Source organism: Xylophilus rhododendri (assembly GCF_009906855.1).
GTDB lineage: Bacteria > Pseudomonadota > Gammaproteobacteria > Burkholderiales > Burkholderiaceae_C > Xylophilus > Xylophilus rhododendri.
This window is the reverse complement of record NZ_CP047650.1, coordinates 3,699,603-3,719,883: the sequence shown is the minus strand read 5'-3', so window position 1 is coordinate 3,719,883 and position 20,281 is coordinate 3,699,603. Positions and strand designations below refer to the sequence as shown.

Genomic DNA, 20,281 nt, shown 5'->3' with positions numbered 1-20,281 from the left:
GCCCTGCATGGCCTTCCCCGGCACCACGCACGCCTGTCCTTGATAACGAAGAAAATCGCGCCGCGCCCAGGCAAGGCGCTGACACATCCGGTCGCGTCTGTCCGCCGGACCGGCCCCTAGAATCTTTCGCCCCCACCCCTATTTGCAGGCGCTATGACCGATCGATCCGAAGGCACCATCCGCATCCGTGGTGCGCGCCAGCACAACCTCAAGAACCTAGACCTCGACATCCGCACCGGCGAGCTGACGGTGGTCACCGGCCCCAGCGGCTCGGGCAAGTCCAGCCTGGTGTTCGACACCCTCTACGCCGAAGGCCAGCGCCGCTACGTGGAGACCTTCTCGGCCTACGCGCGCCAGTTCCTCGACCGCATGGACAAGCCCGCGGTCGACCGGGTGGAAGGCGTGCCGCCGGCCATCGCCATCGACCAGACCAACCCGGTGCGCTCCTCGCGCTCCACGGTCGGCACGATGACCGAGCTGAACGACCACCTGAAGCTGCTCTACGCCCGCGCCGCCCGGCTGTTCGACCGCCAGACCGCCCTGCCGGTGCGCCACGACAGCCCCGACAGCATCTATGCCGAGATGCAGCAGCGCGCCGCCGTGCTGGAAGACCCGCGCCTGGTCGTCACCTTCCCGGTCGAACTGCCGGGCGGCACCTCGCGCGAGGAGATCGAGCAATGGCTCTCGGCCAGCGGCTTCACCCGCATCCATGCCGAGCGCGAAGTGGCCACGCCCACCGGCCCGCGCAAGGTGCTGGACGTGGTGGCCGATCGTTTCCGCATCGGCACCGCCGAGCGCTCGCGGGTGGTGGAGGCGATCGAGGTGGCGCTCAAGCGCGGCGCCGGGCGGGTGACGGTGCATGTCACGCCGCCGGGTGCGGAGGAGCCGACCGAGACCTGGCGCTTCTCCACCGGCCTGCACTGCCCCGAGAGCGACATCCGTTATTCGGACCCTCTGCCCTCGATGTTCAGCTTCAACTCGCCGGCCGGCGCCTGCGAATCCTGCCGCGGCTTCGGCCGCGTGATCGGCGTGGACTGGGGCCTGGTCATCCCCGACGACAGGAAGACCCTGCGCGCCGGCGCGGTCAAGACCATCCAGACCCCCGCCTGGTCCGAATGCCAGGACGACCTGATGAAGTACGCGGAGGCCGCCGGCATCCCGCGCGACACCGCCTGGAACAAACTCAGCCAGTCGCAGCGCGACTGGGTGATCGAGGGCACGCCCGGCTTCAAGGAAGGCAACTGGAACAAGCAGTGGTACGGCATCCGCCGCTTCTTCGCCTATCTGGAGAGCAAGGCCTACAAGATGCACATCCGGGTGCTCTTGTCCAAGTACCGCAGCTACACCACCTGCCCGACCTGCGCCGGCGCGCGGCTCAAGCTCGAACCGCTGCTCTGGCGCATCGGCAGCAAGGAAGACGCCGACGAGGTGCTGGCGCCCGAACAGCGTTTCCTGCCCAGCGGCACCGCCTGGAGCCGCGCCCAGCTCGAAGCCCTGCCCGGCCTGTGCCTGCATGACCTGATGCTGCTGCCGATCGAGCGGCTGCGGCGCTTCTTCGACCGGGTGGAACACCACGGCGACGGCACCGTCGCCGGCGAGGCCGACGCGCAGGCCCTGCGCCTGCTGTTCGAGGAGATCACCACCCGGCTGCGCTACCTGCACGACGTGGGCATCGGCTACCTCACGCTGGACCGGCAGAGCCGCACGCTGTCCGGCGGCGAGGTGCAGCGCATCAACCTGACCACCGCCCTGGGCACCTCGCTGGTCAACACCCTGTTCGTGCTGGACGAGCCCAGCATCGGCCTGCATCCGCGCGACATGGACCGCATCACCCAGGCCATGCACCGCCTGCGCGACGCCGGCAACACGCTCGTCGTGGTCGAGCACGACCCGGCCGTGATGCTGGCCGCCGACCGTGTCATCGACATGGGCCCCGGCCCCGGCGAGCGCGGCGGCGAGATCGTCTTCGACGGCGACATCGAGGACCTGCGCCGCGCCGACACCCTCACCGGCATCTACCTGGGCGGGCGCAAGCAGATCGGCATGGGCATGAAGCGCCTGGTGAGCGAGAGCACGCCGCGCCTCATCCTCGAAGGCGCGCGTGAGCACAACCTCCGCAACATCGATGTCGAGATCCCGCTGCAGCGCCTGGTGGCCATCACCGGCGTCAGCGGCTCGGGCAAGTCCAGCCTGGTGCAGGACGTGCTCGCCCCCGCCCTGCTGCGCCATTTCGGCAAGGCCACCGAGACACCCGGCGCGCACGAGCGCCTGCTGGGCGCCGACCATTTGGCCGACGTCGTCTTCGTGGACCAGTCCCCCATCGGCAAGACGGCCCGCTCCAACCCGGTGAGTTATGTCGGCGCCTGGGACGCGGTGCGCGAGATCTTCGCCGTCTCGGCCCTGGCCAAGGAACGCAAGTACACCGCCTCCAAGTTCAGCTTCAACTCCGGCGACGGCCGCTGCCCGACCTGCGGCGGCTCGGGCTTCGAGCATGTGGAGATGCAGTTCCTGTCGGACGTCTACCTGCGCTGCCCCGACTGCGACGGCCGGCGCTACCGCGCCGAGATCCTCGAAGTGAAGGTGGAGCGCGGCGGCCGGCTGCTCAGCGTGGCCGACGTGCTGGAACTCACGGTGAGCGAGGCGGTGCGCCTCTTCGCCACCGACCGCGAAGTGCTGCGCGCCCTGCAGCCCATCGTGGACGTGGGCCTGGAATACGTGAAGCTGGGCCAGCCCGTGCCCACGCTCTCCGGCGGCGAGGCCCAGCGCCTGAAGCTCGCCGGCTTCCTGGCCGAGGCCGCCAAGAACGGCAGCAGCAGCCGGCAGCCCGTCGCCCGCAAGGGCACGCTCTTCCTGTTCGACGAGCCCACCACCGGCCTGCATTTCGACGACATCGCCAAGCTGATGCGTGCCATGCGCAAGCTGCTGGACGCCGGCCATTCGCTGGTCGTGATCGAACACAACCTCGACGTGATCCGCGCCAGCGACTGGGTGGTCGACCTGGGTCCGGAAGGCGGCGAAGGCGGCGGCCTGGTGGTGGCCGAAGGGCCGCCGGAAGACCTGCGCCTGCACCCGGTCTCGCACACCGGCAAGGCCCTGGCCGAATACGAAAAGGCGCTGGGCCTGGGCGGCCATGCGGTGGAGGAAGGCGTGCCGCTGCAGCAGGTGCTGAAGGCCAGGCGCAAGCCGGCCACCGGGCCGAACGCGATCCAGATCGTCAATGCCCGCGAGCACAACCTCAAGGGCGTGAGTGTGGACATTCCGCGCGGCATCTTCACGGTGGTGACCGGCGTCAGCGGCTCGGGCAAGTCCACGCTGGCTTTCGACATCCTCTTCAACGAAGGCCAGCGCCGCTACCTGGAGTCGCTCAACGCCTATGCCCGCAGCATCGTGCAGCCGGCCGGCCGGCCCGAGGTGGACGCGGTCTACGGCATTCCGCCCACCGTGGCCATCGAGCAGCGCCTGTCGCGCGGCGGCCGAAAGAGCACCGTCGGCACCACCACCGAGGTCTGGCATTTCCTGCGCCTGCTCTATGTGAAGCTGGGCGTGCAGCACTGCATCCACGACGGCGCCGCCGTGCAGCCGCAGACCGAGGAAAGCATCGCCGCCCAGCTGCTGGCGCGTTTCCGCGGCCGGCACATCGGCCTGCTGGCGCCGCTGGTCACCGCACGCAAGGGCGTCTACACCGAACTGGCCGACTGGGCCCGGCCGCGCGGCTACACCCATCTGCGGGTGGACGGCAACTTCCTGCCCACCACCAATTTCCCGCGCATCGACCGCTTCAAGGAACACACGATCGAGCTGCCGGTGGCCAGCCTCTTCGTCTCGCCAGAGAACGAGGCCGAGCTGCGCGCCGCCCTGTCGCAGGCGCTGCAGCACGGCAAGGGCGTGGTGCATGTGCTGTCGGACATCGAGGGCCTGGCCGAGGCCATGGAGTCGGGCACGCCCACCGCCGGCATCGGCAAGCTGCTGGCCTTCTCCACCGAACGCGCCTGCCCGGTCTGCCACACGAGTTATGCCGAGCTGGACCCGCGCCTCTTCAGCTACAACAGCAAGCACGGCTGGTGCCCCGACTGCGTGGGCACCGGCGTGAAGCTGAGCAAGGAGCAGCGCAAGGTCTTCGACGACTCGGTGCTGGCCGACGACCAGAAGGGCCGGGAGCAGACCTTCGATGAGCCCGATGCCGAAGGCGTGGGCGACACCGTCTGCCCCAGCTGCCAGGGCGCCCGCCTGAACCCCACCGCACGCGCCGTGCGGTTCCACGAGGAAGGCATCGCCGCCATGGCCGCACGCAGCGTGCTCGACCTGCACGCCTGGTTCGACGGCCTGGCGCTGGAAGGCCGCGAGGCCGGCATCGCCCGCGACCTGGTGCCCGAGATCGTCAGCCGGCTCGACTTCCTCGGTGAAGTGGGCCTGGGCTATCTCACCCTGGACCGCGGCGCCCCCACGCTCTCGGGCGGCGAGGCCCAGCGCATCCGCCTGGCCGCGCAGCTCGGCAGCAACCTGCAGGGCGTGTGCTACGTGCTGGACGAGCCCACCATCGGCCTGCACGCACGCGACAACAAGATCCTGCTCGATGCCCTGCACAAGCTCGGCGACAAGGGCAACACCCTGGTGGTGGTGGAGCACGACGAGGACACCATCCGCCGCGCTGACCACATCATCGACGTGGGCGCCGGCGCCGGTCGGCGGGGCGGCCGCATCGTGGCCCAGGGCACGGTGGCCGACATCTCGGCGGCCGAGGACTCGGTCACCGGCCGCTACCTACTGCATGCGATGAAGCATCCGCTGCAGCCGCGCCGCCCGGTCGCGCCCTCGCTGGCCGACGGCGCCTCGGCGCCCGACGTGGAGATCGACTGGATCGAGCTGCGCGGCGGCAGCCTGCACAACCTGCAGGAAGTCGACATCGACGTGCCCCTGAAACGCCTGGTGGCGATCACCGGCGTCAGCGGCTCGGGTAAGTCCACCCTGGCGCGCGACGTGCTGCTGGCCAATGTGCAGGCCGCCGTGCAGCAGCGCAGCACCCGCGCCGGCCGCGACCAGGACGACGCCGGCCAGCACCCCGCCTGGGCCGGCTGCGATTCGCTCGACGGCTACCAGGGCATCGACCGGGTGCTGGAGGTGGACCAGACCCCCATCGGCAAGACCCCGCGCAGCTGCCCGGCCACCTACATCGGCTTCTGGGACACCATCCGCAAGCTCTTCGCCGACACGCTCGAAGCCAAGGCCCGCGGCTACGGCCCCGGCCGCTTCTCCTTCAACACCGGCGAGGGCCGATGCCCGGTCTGCGAGGGCGCGGGCGTGCGCACCATCGGCATGAGTTTCCTGCCGGATGTGAAGGTGCCCTGCGAGGCCTGCCACGGCGCGCGCTTCAACCCCGAGACGCTGGCGGTGAGCTGGCGCGGCAAGACCATCGGCGACGTGCTGCAGATGGAGGTGGACGAGGCCGTCGAGTTCTTCGCCAGCATGCCGGTGATCGCCCATCCGCTGCAGCTGCTGGTGGACGTGGGCCTGGGTTACCTGACGCTGGGCCAGCCCTCGCCCACGCTGTCGGGCGGCGAGGCGCAGCGCATCAAGCTGGTGACCGAACTCAGCAAGGTGCGCGACGACGTCACCCGGCGCGGCAACAAGGCGCCGCACACCTTCTACGTGCTGGACGAACCCACGGTGGGCCTGCACATGTCGGACGTGGAGCGGCTGATCAAGGTGCTGCACCGCCTGACCAACGCCGGCCACAGCGTGCTGGTGATCGAACACGACCTGGACCTGATCGCCGAAGCGGACTGGATCATCGACCTGGGGCCCGAAGGCGGCTCCGGCGGCGGTACAGTCGTCGCCACCGCATCGCCCGAAGACGTGGTGCGCCTGGGCACGCATACCGGCCAGGCGCTGGCTTCGGTGCTGGCGCGCTGAACCGAACCACCACAGGGAGTCAGTACATGCAGTCCACCGACCACCAGCGGCGCAAGCTGGTCATCGCACTCGCGGGCACGGCCGCCGCGCCGGCCGTGCTGGCGCAGAGCGGCGGCAAGCGCGGGCGCTCGGGCGAAGGCTTCGACGAGCCCGCCACCGCCGAGCAGTACGTCGCCGCCATGCACCTGGGCTGCCAGGCCGGCGACTATCTCGAAACCGCCTACGAACCCGCCGGCCAGCGCAATGCCGTGGGCGCTGCGGATTTCGACGTGATGCGCAACGAAGGCGGCTTCGACCATGTGCGCATTCCCGCCAACTGCGCCGCCCATGCCACGGTCGACGGCGTGATCTCCGAGGCCTTCCTGGTCAAGCTCGACAATCAGATCAAGCTGGCGCTGGAGCGCTTCGAGCGGGTGCTGGTGGATCCGCTGCACCACTACCTGCAGTGGAAAGGCGACCACCACTACGACAAGTTCTACGACGACAGCGCCGCCGTCGCCCAGCTGACGTCCGACCAGCATGCGGTGCGCGCCACGGCCATGTGGGTGCAGATGGCCAAGCGCTACCAGTCGCTGTCGCTGCGGCTGTCCTTCGACCTGATCAACGAGCCGGTGTCGGCACCCCAGCAGGACGGTTTTCCGGTCGGCCTGACTTCGGACCAGCTCAACAGCTGGTATACGCAGGTGATCGCGGCGATCCGTGCGACCGGCGGCAACAATGCCCGCCGCATGATCTGGCTGGAGCCCTGGGACAACCGGCTGAACCTGCTGGCGATCCCTTCCGATGCCGGCCCGTTGGGCGTCTCGCCGCACTACTACAGCCCCTTCGAGTTCACGCATCGCGAGGGCTCCCTCACCGCGGCAGGCCTGGCCAACTTCAGCGCGGATATCGAATACGCCAAGCGCTGGGGAAGACTCAACCGGGTGCCGATCTGGATCGGCGAGGTGGGTGTCTCCAAGGTCAGGCAGGCCAGCAAGATCCCGCGCCCCGAAGCCGACCGGGCCGAATACACCGCCCATGTGCGCAACGTCGGTCTGGCCACCGGCGTGCCCATGTGCTACTGGGGCTACAACGCCGCGTTCGCTCAGTACGACCAGGCGGCGCGCCAGTGGCTGCCGGGCATGCGGCAGGCGGTGAGCGGCCTGCCACAGCCCTATCCGGTGCGTACCGTCCCGGCTTTCACCGTGCTCAAGGGCGGCCGCATGGCACAGGGTTTCTTCGCCAACGGCCAGTGGCCCGGCTTCCGCTGGGATCCCGAAACCGGCATCCTCACCGCCCAGGCCAACGATTCGGGCAGTGAACGCACCGTGACCATCGTGTTCCCCGAGATCGCGATAGAAAGCGGTCAATCCTGGATCGTGCGGGCCCTCGAGTTCACCGGCAACTGGCGCATCGGCGTGCTGCCGATCTTCTTCGACGCCGACCGGCCCAACCAGAACGGCAAGCGCGGCATCGATGGCCGCGGCGTGAACGAGGCGGGCAAGCAGTTCTATCCCTATCGTCCCATGGCACCCGGCGGCTTCGATACCCCCATGGGCACCATCGTCTCGCCCGGCACCTTCATGGGCGTGGATCTGGGCTTGCAACCCGGCAGTCCCGGCGGGCAGATCCGTTTCGCCTGCATCCGTTCGGTGTAGGCCGAGCAACACAGACGGCGGCAGTCCACCCCTACGGACTAAGGACGAACACAGGAGTGAGCGCAGACAGCGGATAAGGTTTCGGCAGTACCCACTGCACGAGATATCCGCCCATGAAAACAGCATTCCCCGGCGGGCCGGCGCCGGCCTTTGCGCGCCGCAGGCGCCTGCTCGGCCTCGCCGCGGCCTCGGTCGGCGGCCTGGCCCTCGGCGCCTGCAGCGGCGGCAACCCCGGCACGGTGGTCACCGATGCGGGCGGCGGGCTCGGCTCCGGCGCCGGCGGCCCGCAGCCGGGCGATCCCGAGACGGCCGCGCAATACGTGTCGGCGATGCATCTGGGCACCCAGGCGAGCGACTACCTCGAAACCGCCTACCAGCCCGCCGGCCTGGCCCACGCCGTCGGCGCCGCCGACTTCGACCGGATGCGCTATGAAGGCCTGGCCGACCACCTGCGCATACCCGCCAACTGCGCCGCCCGCGCGGATGTCGACGGGCTGATCTCCGAGGCCTTCCTCCTGGTGGTCGACAAGCAGATCCAACTGGCCCTGGAGCGCTTTCCGAGGGTCATCCTGGACCCGCTGCACCACTACCTGCAGTGGAAAGGCGACCACGCCTACGACTATGCCTACGACGACTATCAACGCGTCGCCCAGCTGACGTCCGCCCAGCATGCGGTCCGGGCCACTGCCATGTGGCGTCAGCTCGCCACCCGCTACCAGGGCCTGACGACACGCCTGGCCTTCGACCTGTTCAACGAGCCCTTCAACGTGCCGCTGCAGCACGGCTATCCGCCAGGCATCACCGCCGCCGAGCTCGATGCCTGGCACGCCACGGTCATCCCCGCCATCCGCGCCACCGGCGGCCTGAATGCCCAGCGCATGCTCTGGATGGAGCCCTGGGCGAACCGGCTCGATCTGCTGGCCCTGCCCGCGGATACCGGCCCGCATGGGGTCAGCCCGCATTACTACAGCCCTTTCGGCTTCACCATGGGCGCCGATGCGCTGACCGCCGCCGACCTGGCCGTCTATGCCGCCGACGTGCGTTATGCGCGGGATTGGGCGGTGAGCCGCGACACCGTGCTGTGGGTGGGCGAAACCGGGGTTTCCATCAACATCGACGTCAGGACACAGCCGCGCGATCCGGCGCAACGGGCCGAATTCACCGCGCATGTACGCAACACCGCCCTGGACCTGGGCGTGCCCATCACCTACTGGGGCTACAACAGCGCCTACGCCCAGTACGATCAGGTCGCCCAGGCCTGGCTGCCGGGCATGCTGCAGGCCGTCAGCGGCGTGCCGATGCCCTTGCCGGTGCGGCCGGTGCCGGCCTATCAGGTGCTCACCGGCGGCCGCATCAACAAGCTTTTCGACCCTACGCACGTCTGGCCGGGTTTTTCCTACGACCCGGCTTCGGGCGTGCTGACGGCCCAGGCCAATCCCGGCGCTTCGGCGTGGGGCGTGGCCATCGTGTTTCCGGACATCCCGGTGGCCAGCGACCAGACCTGGAGCGTCCGCGCGACACGCTTCGGCGGCGACTGGCGTATCGGCAGCGGCCCCTTCTACTACGACGCCACCGCGCCGAACAAGTCCGGCGTGCCGGGGCTCGACATGCGTGGTGTCGACGACCAGGGGCAGCAGATCTATCCCTACCTGCCCATCGCACCGGGTGGATTCGAGCAAGCCTACGGAAGCATCGCATCGCCGCAGCCTTTCCTCGCGATCGAGCTGCAGCTGGCGGCCGGCAGCCCGGGCGGGCAGATCGTCTTTTCCTGCCTGCGCGTGGATTGAGTCCTCTCGGGGAACGGATTTTGCTTGGGTGCGTTGGCCGATCCGACCGGCGCCTGCGCGGCCAGCATGCCGTTACGAGCCTGTCTTGTGACCATGCTAGTTTCAGCGCAGGCACCCCCATCGGGGGCATCCATGCACGCAGGGAGTTCCATTGACCGGCATGACGGGCCAGGACAAAGACACGCCAACCGTACAGGCGGGCCGGCGCGCGCTTCTGCTGTCGGCGCTGGCATCCGTGAGTGCAGCCTGCATGAGCTGTGGCGGAGGCGGCCAGGAGAGCGCCGCCGCGCCGACGGCCGCTGCCGGCGCCCCGCCCGCGGCCGATGCGCCGGCAGCCGCTCCCGAAGTGCCGGACCCCGTATTCGCAGAACCCGCCAGCCTTGCGCAGTACCTCGCGGGCATGGGCCTGGGCACCCAGCCCAGCGACTACCTGGAAAACCTCAGCGAGGCCGGTGGCGCGCCCTACGCGGTCGCTCTGCAGGATTTCGACACCATGCGCTACGAGGGCAACTTCGGCCATGTGCGCATTCCCGCCAACTGCGCGGCGCGCGCCGACGTGAACGGCCTGATCGCCGAATCCTTCCTGCAGAAGCTAGATGCCGAAATCACGGCGGCCCTGAGGCGCCTGGACCGTGTGGTGCTGGATCCGCTGCACGGCTACCTGCAGTGGAAGGGCGATCACAGCAACGACATCTACTTCGACGACTACCAGAACGTGGCCACCCTGACCACCGACCAGCTCACGGCGCGCGCCACCGCCATCTGGCTGCAGCTGGCCACGCGCTACCGGGACGTTTCGCCGCGGCTGTCCTTCGACCTGGTCAACGAACCCGCCCAGACCACCCAGACCGGCTACGCACCGGGCCTGAGTTCGGACCAGCTCAACGCCTGGTATGCAGCGGTGATCCCGGCCATTCGTGCCACCGGTGGCAACAACGCCAGCCGCGTGATGTGGCTGCAACCCTGGAACAATGAACTCGCCCGCCTGGCGATCCCCGGCGACGCCGGCCCGCTGGGCGTCTCGCCGCACTACTACACGCCCTACAACTTCACCCACGGCGCCGATGCACTCAATGCCGCCGGGCTGGCGAATTTTTCCGAGGATATCCGCTGGGCGCGGCAATGGGCCGCCGACCAGTCGGTGCCGCTGTGGATCGGCGAGGCCGGTGTATCCGTCAACATCGCCCGGGGCTCGGTGCCCCGCACGCCGCAGGACAGGGCCGAGTACAACGCCCATCTGCGCGCCGTGGCCCTGGCCGCGGACCTGCCGCTCTGCTACTGGGGCTACAACAGCAATTTCGCCCTGTACGACCAGGCCGCGCGCAGCTGGCTGCCGCTGATGCAGCAGGCGGTCACCGGCCTGCCCACGCCCTATCCGGTGCGGGACCTGCCGGCCTTCATTCGGCTGACGGGCGGCCGTATCGCGCTGCCGCGCGTCGTCGGCTCGAACTGGTCCGGTTTCTCCTACGATCCGGTGACCGGCATCCTGAGTGCGGCAGCCAACCCCGGCACCACCGACCGCTACCTGGTCCTGGTGTTCCCCGAGATCGCCGTGGCCAGCCAGCAGTCCTGGATCAGCCGTGCCACGGCTTTCGAGGGCGACTGGGCTGTGGGCACCTGCCCGATGTATTTCGACACCACGCAGTCCAACAACCAGGGGGTGGCGGGTCTGGACCTGCGGGCTGTCAACGACTCGGGACTGGGCATCTATCCCGGCTACCGGGCACCGGCGCCGGGCGGTTTCGACAATGCTTACGGCACCATCGCGTCTCCCGATCCGTATTTCGGTATCGATGTCAAGTTGCTGGCTGGTAGCCGGGCGGGGAGCATCTCTTTTTCCTGCCTGCGCTCAGTTTGAGTGGCGTTTTGGAGCGGCCCTTAATTTAAGAGGTTTTTATTTACTTCTTCTACTCCTACCGAGGGTGGAGGTGGGGCTGGCGTCGCCCCACACCCCCGGTAACTTTCTTTCCATTGAAAGAAAGTTACCAAAGAAAAATTCAAATGCGGGAGCGGGAGCGGGAGCGGGAGCGGGAGCGGGGACGGGCTTTCGCCCGGGTCGGGCCTTTGTTTCGCTGCGCTTCACTCGGCTCTCGGCATGGCGTAGTGGGCTCAGCAACTGGAACGAATGCTCGAGATTCGGGCCGCCCGTTCGCCAAAAGCTTCACGCTCTGATTATCTTGGTGAGCGTTTGATTAAACGCACTGGCGATTTTCCCCGGATCTGGACGCGGCGCTTGATCAAACTTGTCGGTTGGCTGAGCGTGAAGCTTTTGGCGAACGGGCGTCCCGATCCTCGAGCATCGGCAATCGTTGCTGAGATCAAATCGCCATCCGGAGAGCCGAGTGAAGCGCAGCGAAACAATGGCCCGACCCGGGCGAAAGCCCGTCCCCGCTCCCGAATTTGAATTTTTCTTTGGTGACTTTCTTTCAATGGAAAGAAAGTTACCGCCGGTCTGGGGCGGCGCAAGCCCCAGCTCCACCCTCCGTAGGAGTAGAAGAAGTAACCAAGCCGAAGGCAGTAAATCAACACCCGCGAGAAACTAAAAGCGCGATCCAAGCTCAACCCCGCACCGCCCCCCAAGTACCGCCAATGTTCTTGAGCAGAATATTGACCGCCACCAACCGCCGGTTGCGCACATCGAGCAGACTGCGCCGCGCCGACAGCACGGTGGACTGCGCCGTCACCACGTTGAGGTAGCTGACGATGCCGGCCCGGTACTGGTTGTTGGTCACGTCCAGCGCCTTCTGCGCCGCCACCAGGGCCTGCTGCTGCACGCCCAGCTCCTCCTGCAGCGCGGCGGCGGCGACCAGGTTGTCCTCCACTTCCTGCAGCGCGGTGACCACCGTCTGGCGGTAGGTGGCGGCCGCCGCCTGCACATTGGCATCGGCCGAATTCACCGCCGCGCGCAAGGCGCCGCCATCGAAGACCGGCAACGACAGCGCCAGCGCCGGCCCGATGGACCAGAACAGATTGGGCGCGCTGGCGATGTCGCTCAGCGTGCTGCTGCGGTAGCCCACCGCCGAGGACAGCGTCAGCGCCGGGAAGAAGCCCGCCCGGGCCACGCCGATCTGCGCATTGGCCGCCGCCACCCGGCGCTCGGCCGCCGCGATGTCCGGCCGGCGCTGCAGCAGCGCGGCCGGCAGCGCCACCGGCACGACAGGCGCCTCGGGCAGGCTGGCCGTGGGCGCCAGGGTGAAATCCGCCGGCGCCCGGCCCAGCAGCGCGGCCAGGGCATGCTCCAGCTGCGCCCGGCTCAGCGCCGACTCCAGGCGCTGCGCCCGGGTGGAATACAGCTGCGACTCGGCCTGCGCCACGTCGGCGGCGCTGGCCACGCCCGATGTGTAGCGGTTGCGGGTGAGCTGCAGCGAACGTTCGTAGGCGGCGATGGTGTCGTCCAGCACGGCCAGCTGCGCCTCGGCCGCGCGCACCGCGAAGTAGGTCTGCGCCAGGCTGGCCTGCATCGACAGGCGCGCGGCGGCCAGGTCGTCGGCGCTGGCCTGCACCCGGGCGTTGGCGACATCCACCCCGGAGGAGATGCGGCCCCACAGGTCCAGCTCCCAGCTGGCGCTGGCCTGCAGGGTGAAGACGTTGCGCGGCCGGGCGCTGGTGTTGCCCACCACATTGCCGTTGGCATCCACCGTGCCGCTGCTGGCGCTGCCGGTCTTGCTGCGGGTGCCGCCGGCGTTCACGCCGAGGGTGGGCAACAGGGGCGCCCGGCTGGCGTCCAGCGCGGCCTGGGCGATGCGCAGTTGGGCCAGGGTGCCGGCCAGGGTCTGGTTGCCGGCGGCGGCCAGGTCCTGCAGGCGGTTCAGCTCGGCATCGCCGAACATCGTCCACCAGGCCTCGGGCACGGCGGACGGCTCGGCGGGACTGGCCTGCTGCCACAGGGCGTTTTCCTTGTAGGCGGGCGCCATCTCGAAGGACGGCACCTGGTAGGCCGGCGCGAACTTGCAGCCGGAGAGGGCCAGCACGGCCAGCACGACCGGAAGGGCTGGCAAGAAGCCGTGACGAAGATCAGACCGCATCGGGTACATCCTTGAAGGCCGCCGAGCGCATCAGCCGCGGCAAGCGCAGGGCGCGGGTGCGGCGCGCCAGCCGGTCCAGCGCCACATAGACGACGGGGGTGGTGTAGAGCGTGAGCAACTGGCTGAGCACCAGTCCGCCGACGATGGCGATGCCCAGCGGCTTCCTCAGCTCGGCGCCGTCGCCATGGCCCAGCGCCAGCGGCAGCGCGCCGAGCAGCGCGGCGACGGTGGTCATCAGGATGGGCCGCAGCCGCATGTGGGCGGCGCGGAAGATCGCCTGCGTCGCACCCGCGCCCTGCGACTGCCGCACGATGGCGAAGTCGATCATCATGATCGCGTTCTTCTTGACGATGCCGATCAAGAGGATGATGCCGATCAGCGCGATCAGCGAGAACTCCGTCCTGAACAGCATCAGCGCCAGCAGCGCGCCCACGCCGGCCGAGGGCAGGGTCGAGAGGATGGTGATCGGATGCACCAGGTTCTCGTACAGGATGCCCAGCACCAAGTAGATGGTGACCAGCGCCGCCAGGATCAAGAAGACCTGGTTGCCCAGCGAATCCTTGAAGGCCCCCGCCGTGCCGCCGAAGCTGCCGCGGATCGAGACCGGCACGCCCAGTTCGGCGATCGCGTTGTTGACCGCATCGGTGGCCGCCGACAGCGAACCGTCCACCGGCAGGTTGAAGCTGATGGTGGTGGCCGGCGTGCCGCGGTCGTGGCTGACCGACAGCGCGGTGTTGGTCAGCTCCAGCCGGGCGAAGGCGGTCAGCGGTATCTGCTGGCCGGCGCTGTTGACGAAGAAGAAGCCGCGCAGGGTCTCCGGGCTCTGCAGGAAACGCGGCGCCGCCTCCATCACCACCCGGTACTGGTTGAGCGGGTTGTAGATCACGCCCACCTGGCGCTGGCCGAAGGCGTCGTTGAGGGTGGCGTCCACCTTGGCCACCGTCAGGCCCAGGCGGGTCACCGCATCGCGGTCTATCACCAGCGAGGTCTGCAGGCCGTTGTCCTGCTGGTCGCTGTTGACGTCCTCCAGCTCGGGCAGGGCCTGCAGCACCCGGCGGATGCGCGGCTCCCAGGTGCGCAGCTCCTCGTTGCTGTCGGCCTGCAGGGTGTATTCGTAGCTGGCGTTGGAGCCGCGCGCGCCGATGCGGATGTCCTGCTGCGGATTCATGAAGAGCCGCGCCCCCGGCTCGCTGGCCAGCCGGTCGCGCAGGCGAGCCACCACCTGGTCGGCCGAGGCGTCGCGTTCGGACAGGGGCTTGAGCGAGAGGAACATGAAGCCGCCGTTGCGCTGGCCGCCGCCGGTGAAACCCATCACATGGTCGACCGCCGGATCGCTCTGGATCACCGCGATGAAACGCTTGATGCGCTCCTGCATCGCCTGGAAGGAGGTGGCCTGGTCGGCCCGCACGAAGCCGGTGACGCGGCCGGTGTCCTGCTGCGGGAAGAAGCCCTTGTCGATCACGCCGTAAAGATAGACGTTGAGCCCGACCACCGCGGCCAGGGCCAGCAGGGCCACCGGCTGGTGGCGCAGCGTCCAGGCCAGCGAACGCCGGTAGCCCCGGGCGGTGGCTTGCCGCACCCGGTTGGAAAAACCGTCCCAGGCGCGGCCGACGCGGCCCGGCTGGCGTGCCGGACGCGCCGGGCGGCCCAGCAGCTGCGCGCACATCATCGGGGTGGTGGTCAGCGACACCAGCATCGACACCAGGATGGAGGCCGACAGCACCACCGCGAACTCGCGGAACAGCCGGCCCACGATGCCGCCCATCAGCAGGATGGGGATGAACACCGCGATCAGCGACAGGCTGATCGACACCACGGTGAAGCCGATCTCGCGCGCGCCGTCGAGCGCCGCCTGCAGCGCCGTCTTGCCGCGCTCCATGTGGCGGGTGATGTTCTCCAGCACCACGATGGCGTCGTCCACCACGAAGCCGGTGGCCACGGTGAGCGCCATCAGCGAGAGGTTGTCGAGCGTATAGCCGCAGAGGTACATCACACCGAAGGTGCCGGCCAGCGACACCGGCACCGCCACGCTGGGGATCAGCGCCGCGCGGCCGTTGCGCAGGAACAGGAACACCACCAGGATGACCAGGCCGATGGCGATCACCAGCGCCCGCTCCACCTCGCGCAGCGAGGCCTTGAGGGTGGGCGTGCGGTCGCTCACCACGGTGAGGTCGATGGCCTGCGGGATGGAGGCCTGCAGCCGCGGCAGCATGGCCTTGATGGCGGCCACCGATTCGATGATGTTGGCGTTGGGCTGCTTGTAGACCTGCAGCATGATGGCCGGCGTGCCGTCGACCGAGCCGTAGTTCAGCACGTCCTGCACCGAGTCGGTGACCTCGGCCACGTCCTGGAGTCTGACTGCATTGCCGTTCTGGAAACGGATGACCAGCGGGGCGTATTCGGAGGCGCTGCGGGCCTGGTCGTTGGTGGCCACCTGCCAGTAGCGGTCGCCCTTTTCCACCGAGCCGAGCGGGCGGTTGGCGTTCGTCGCGGTGACCGCGGTACGGACGTCTTCCAGGGCGATGCCGTTGGCTGAGAGCCTGGTCGGGTCGAGTTCGATGCGGACCGCTGGCAGTGCGCCGCCTGCTATCTGGACGTTGCCCACGCCTTCCACCTGGGCGATGCTTTGGGCCAGCACCGTGGAGGCGGCGTCGTACATCTGGCCGCGGGTCAGCGTCTTGGATGTCAGCGACAGGATGATGATGGGGGCGTCGGAAGGGTTGGCCTTGCGGTAGGTGGGGTTGCTGGGCATGCCGCTGGGGAGCAATGCCCTTGCCGCGTTGATCGCGGCCTGCACGTCTCTTGCCGCGCCGTCGATGTCCCGGTCGAGGTCGAACTGCAGCGTGACACGGGTGTTGCCCAGGGAGGAGGTGGAGGTCATCTCGTTGACGCCTGCTATGGCGCCTAGTGACCGTTCCAGGGGGGTGGCTACCGTTGCCGCCATGGTGTCGGGGCTGGCGCCTGGGAGGCTGGCTGAGACCGAGATGGTGGGGTAGTCCACCTGGGGCAGTGGCGCCACTGGGAGCAGGAAGAAGCTCATGGCGCCGGCCAGGGCTATGCCTAGCGTTAGCAAGCTGGTTGCTATGGGGCGCTTGATGAAGACTGCTGAGAGGTTCACTGCTTTGCTCCTTGCGGAGGGCGGGTTCTCCTGGCGGAGGGCCTGCTCTCTTGCAGAGGGCGGAGCTGGGGCTGCGCGCCCCAGACCGCGCTCACTTTCTTTGCTTCGCCAAAGAAAGTAAGCAAAGAAAGGCGACCCAGCTGCGGGAGTCCCCCCTCTTCGAGGGGGGCACGCTGCGGTGCTCGCAAAGGCGGGGTCCACGACAACTCGCTACGCTGCGCTTCGCTCAAACAGGTCGTGGCCCTGATCCGCCTTTGCTGCGCTCCTCGCTCTCCCGCAGATGGGACCCGGGGAGCGGGGACAGCCACTGCTTCGCAGGGCGACGGGCCTTCGCTGCGCTCGGCCTCCACTGAAAAACCGTGCGTGGCGAAGGGCGGGTATTCATCAGCCAGACGCCGAGCGAAGCGAAGGCCCGTTGCGCTGCGAAGCAGCCGCTGCCCCCGCTCCCGGGTCCCGTCTGCGGGTGAGTGAGGAGCGGAGCAAAAGCGGATCAGGGCCACGACCTGTTTGAGCGAAGCGAGTTGTCGTGGACCCCGCTTTTGCGAGCACCGCAGCGTGCCCCCTCCGCAGGAGGGGGACTCCCGCAGCCGGGTCGCCTTTCTTTGCTTACTTTCTTTGGCGAAGCAAAGAAAGTGAGCGCGGTCTGGGGCGCGCAGCCCCAGCTCCGCCCTCCGCAGGAGAACAGAACCAAAGCAGGAAGCAGGGCTCATAAAGCAGAACCCCGCCACCGCCGAGCCAAGCCCTCAAACCCAAGATAGATCACAGGCGTAGTGAACAAAGTCAGCAGCTGACTGACGATCAACCCACCAACCATCGTGACCCCCAGCGGATGCCTCAACTCCGCCCCACCCCAGTCCCCAGCATCAAGGGCAAGGCCCCAAGAAGAGCCGCCAGAGTAGTCATCAAGATAGGCCGAAACCGCAGCAGACAGGCCTGCCGAATAGCCTCCCGAGGCGTCAACCCCTGATCCCGTTCGGCATCGAGCGCGAAGTCGATCATCATGATCGCGTTCTTCTTCACGATCCCGATCAGCAGCACGATCCCGATGATCGCGATGATGTCGAGATCGAGCCGCGCAGCCAGCAAGGCCAGCAAGGCCCCCAGCCCCGCGGAAGGCAGGGTCGAAAGAATCGTCACCGGATGGATGGTGCTTTCATACAGCACCCCCAGCACGATGTACATCGTGACGATCGCCGCCAGGATCAGCATCAGCGTATTGGCCAGCGAAGCCTGGAAGGCCAGCGCAGCCCCCTGGAAACTCGTGGCCACGCTGATCGGCAGGTTCAGCGCTCGCTGCTCCCGCTTGATCGCCTCCACCGCATCCCCCAGAGAAACCCCGGGCGCGGCGTTGAAGGAAATGGTCGCCGCCGGCAACTGCCCCACATGGTTCACCGCCAGCGAAGTCGGCTTCTCGATCACCCGAGCCACGGTCGACAGCGGCACCGGCGCGGAGCCTGCCGCGCCCGGCACGTACATGGTGGCCAGCGCCTCCGGCCCCACGCTGAACTGCGGCCCCACCTCCAGCACCACCCGGTACTGGTTCGACTGCGTGAAGATGGTCGAGATCAGCCGCTGCCCGAAGGCGTCGTACAGCGCGGTATCGATGGCCGCCACCGTCACCCCGAGCCGGCTGGCCTCGGCCCGGTCGATCTGCACATAGGCCTGCAGGCCCTGGTCCTGCAGATCGCTGGCCACGTCGGTGATCTCGGGCAGGGTGTGCAGACGCTCCAGCAGGCGGCTGGTGGCGCTGCGCAGCTCGGCGGTGTCGGGCGAGGACAGCAGGAACTGGTACTGCGTGCGCGCCACCCGGTCCTCGATGGTCAGGTCCTGCACCGGCTGCGGATAGAGCTGGATGCCCGGCATGTCGGCGGTGATGCGGGCCAAGCGGGCCAGCACCACGTCCATGCGTTCGCGCGACTCCTTGGGCTTGAGGCCGATCAGCAGGCGGCCGGTGTTGAGCGTGGCATTGGCGCCGTCCACGCCGATGAAGGACGACACGCTCTGCACCGCCGGATCGGCCAGCACCTTGTCGGCCAGTTCCTGCTGGCGCCGCGACATGGCGGCAAACGAGACCGACTGCGCGGCCTCGGTGGTCGCCTGGATGGCCCCCGTGTCCTGCACCGGGAAGAAGCCCTTGGGCACGGCGAAATACAGCAGCACCGTCAGCGCCAGCGTGGCGGCGAAGACCAGCAGGGTCAGCACGCCGTGGTCCAGCACCTTGTCGAGCATGCGGCCGTAGCCGGCGATGGTGCGGTCGAACATATGGCCCACGCCGCGCCAGAGCCGGCCATGGTCTTCCTCGCGCTCGTGGCGCAGCAGGCGGGCGCTGAGCATGGGCGTGAGCGTGAGCGACACCGCCGCCGAGATCAGGATGGACACCGCCAGCGTGATCGCGAATTCGTGGAACAAGCGCCCCACCACGTCGCCCATGAACAGCAGCGGGATCAGCACCGCGATCAGCGAGATGGTCAGCGAGATGATGGTGAAGCCGATCTGCGCGCTGCCCTTCAACGCGGCTTCCATCGGCGAGTCGCCCATCTCCACATAGCGGGCGATGTTCTCGATCATCACGATGGCGTCGTCCACCACGAAGCCGGTGGAGATGGTCAGCGCCATCAGCGTGAGGTTGTTGATCGAGAAGCCGGCCAGGTACATCACGCCCAGCGTGCCAATCAGCGACAACGGCACCGCCAGCGCCGGGATCAGCGTGGCCCGGGCGCTGCGCAGGAAGACGAAGATCACCGCCACCACCAGCACGATGGCCAGCAGCAGCTCCAGTTGGGTGTCGAAGACGGAGGCGCGGATGGTCGTGGTGCGGTCGGTCAGCACCTGCACGTCGAGCGAGGCCGGCAGGGTGGAGCGCAGCTGCGGCAGCAGGGCGTTGATGCGGTCCACCGTCTCGATGACGTTGGCGCCGGGCTGGCGCTGGATGTTGAGGATGACACCGGCCTTCATCGGCGAGCCGGACACGCCGGACCAGGCGGCCAGGCGGGTGTTCTCGGCCTCGTCCACGATCTCGGCGATGTCGCGCAGCCGGATCGGATTGCCGTTCTTGAAGGCCAGGATCAGCGACTGGTATTCGGCGGCCGACTGCAGCTGGTCGTTGGCATCGATGGTGGAGGCGCGCGCCGGGCCGTCGAAGCTGCCCTTGGCCTGCTTGACGTTGGCCGCGGCTATTGTGGTGCGCACGTCTTCCAGCGTCAGCCCGGCCGCGGCCAGCGCCGCCGGGTTGGCGCGGATGCGCACGGCCGGGCGGCGTCCGCCAGCGATCGCCACCAGGCCGACGCCGGCCACCTGCGACAGGCGCGGCGCCACCCGGTTCTCCACCAAATCGTGCACCCGGATCACCGGCAGCGAGGGCGAGGTGATCGCCAGCGTCAGCACCGGCGCGTCGGCCGGGTTGACCTTGCTGTAGACCGGCGGCATGGGCAGGTCGCTCGGCAGCAGGTTGCCGCCGGCGTTGATGGCCGCCTGCACCTGCTGCTCGGCCACGTCCAGGCCGATGTCCAGCGCGAAACGCAGGGTGATGACCGAGGCGCCGCCGGAGCTGGTGGAGGACATCTGCGCCAGGCCCGGCATCTGGCCGAACTGGCGCTCCAGCGGTGCGGTGACCGAGGAGGTCATCACGTCCGGGCTGGCGCCGGGATAGAGGGTGGTGACCTGGATGGTCGGATAGTCCACCTCGGGCAGGGCCGACAGCGGCAGCACCCGCCAGGCCAGCAGGCCCGAGATCAGCAACGCCACCATCAGCAGCGAGGTGGCCACGGGCCGCAGGATGAAGATGCGCGACAGGTTCATGCCCGG

At 68.4% G+C, this 20,281-nt stretch carries 6 protein-coding genes and 1 pseudogene; 4 read left to right on the top strand and 3 right to left on the bottom strand.

All coding sequences use genetic code 11. From position 1 onward, the window contains the following. Positions 1–153: 153 nt before the first annotated feature. The 4 genes from uvrA to GT347_RS17155 all read left to right on the top strand — a co-directional run bounded on the left by uvrA (position 154) and on the right by GT347_RS17155 (position 11,192). A complete protein-coding gene (gene uvrA / locus GT347_RS17170) occupies positions 154–5,910 on the top strand; it encodes an excinuclease ABC subunit UvrA (RefSeq protein ID WP_160553362.1) in 5,757 nt (1,918 codons plus the stop codon). 26 nt (positions 5,911–5,936) lie between these two features. Next, complete coding sequence (locus GT347_RS17165; protein WP_160553361.1) at positions 5,937–7,547, top strand: glycoside hydrolase family 5 protein; 1,611 nt, start codon at positions 5,937–5,939, stop codon at positions 7,545–7,547. Positions 7,548–7,660: 113 nt separating this feature from the next. Continuing rightward, positions 7,661–9,334: a glycoside hydrolase family 5 protein gene (locus GT347_RS17160; RefSeq protein ID WP_160553360.1), complete on the top strand. Its 1,674-nt coding sequence runs from the start codon at positions 7,661–7,663 to the stop codon at positions 9,332–9,334. Between the two features lie 250 nt (positions 9,335–9,584). Continuing rightward, a complete protein-coding gene (locus GT347_RS17155) occupies positions 9,585–11,192 on the top strand; it encodes a glycoside hydrolase family 5 protein (protein ID WP_160553359.1) in 1,608 nt (535 codons plus the stop codon). Between the two features lie 700 nt (positions 11,193–11,892). Here GT347_RS17155 and GT347_RS17150 read toward each other — a convergent pair. From GT347_RS17150 to GT347_RS17140, 3 genes and pseudogenes are all read right to left on the bottom strand, one after another. Beyond that, positions 11,893–13,359 carry an efflux transporter outer membrane subunit gene (locus GT347_RS17150; RefSeq protein ID WP_160553358.1) on the bottom strand — a complete coding sequence of 489 codons (1,467 nt, stop codon included), beginning with the start codon at positions 13,357–13,359 and terminating at the stop codon, positions 11,893–11,895. Beyond that, complete coding sequence (locus GT347_RS17145) at positions 13,349–16,477, bottom strand: multidrug efflux RND transporter permease subunit (protein ID WP_160553357.1); 3,129 nt, start codon at positions 16,475–16,477, stop codon at positions 13,349–13,351. The genes GT347_RS17150 and GT347_RS17145 overlap by 11 nt, the downstream gene beginning before the upstream one ends. 706 nt (positions 16,478–17,183) lie before the next feature. After that, positions 17,184–20,275, bottom strand: a pseudogene (locus GT347_RS17140) (MdtB/MuxB family multidrug efflux RND transporter permease subunit). Positions 20,276–20,281 lie beyond the last annotated feature (6 nt).

Coding starts and splice junctions, on each gene's coding strand:
- uvrA (WP_160553362.1), top strand. CDS start 154: ATGACCGATCGATCCGAAGGCACCATCCGCATCCGTGGTGCGCGCCAG.
- GT347_RS17165 (WP_160553361.1), top strand. CDS start 5,937: ATGCAGTCCACCGACCACCAGCGGCGCAAGCTGGTCATCGCACTCGCG.
- GT347_RS17160 (WP_160553360.1), top strand. CDS start 7,661: ATGAAAACAGCATTCCCCGGCGGGCCGGCGCCGGCCTTTGCGCGCCGC.
- GT347_RS17155 (WP_160553359.1), top strand. CDS start 9,585: ATGAGCTGTGGCGGAGGCGGCCAGGAGAGCGCCGCCGCGCCGACGGCC.
- GT347_RS17150 (WP_160553358.1), bottom strand. CDS start 13,359: ATGCGGTCTGATCTTCGTCACGGCTTCTTGCCAGCCCTTCCGGTCGTG.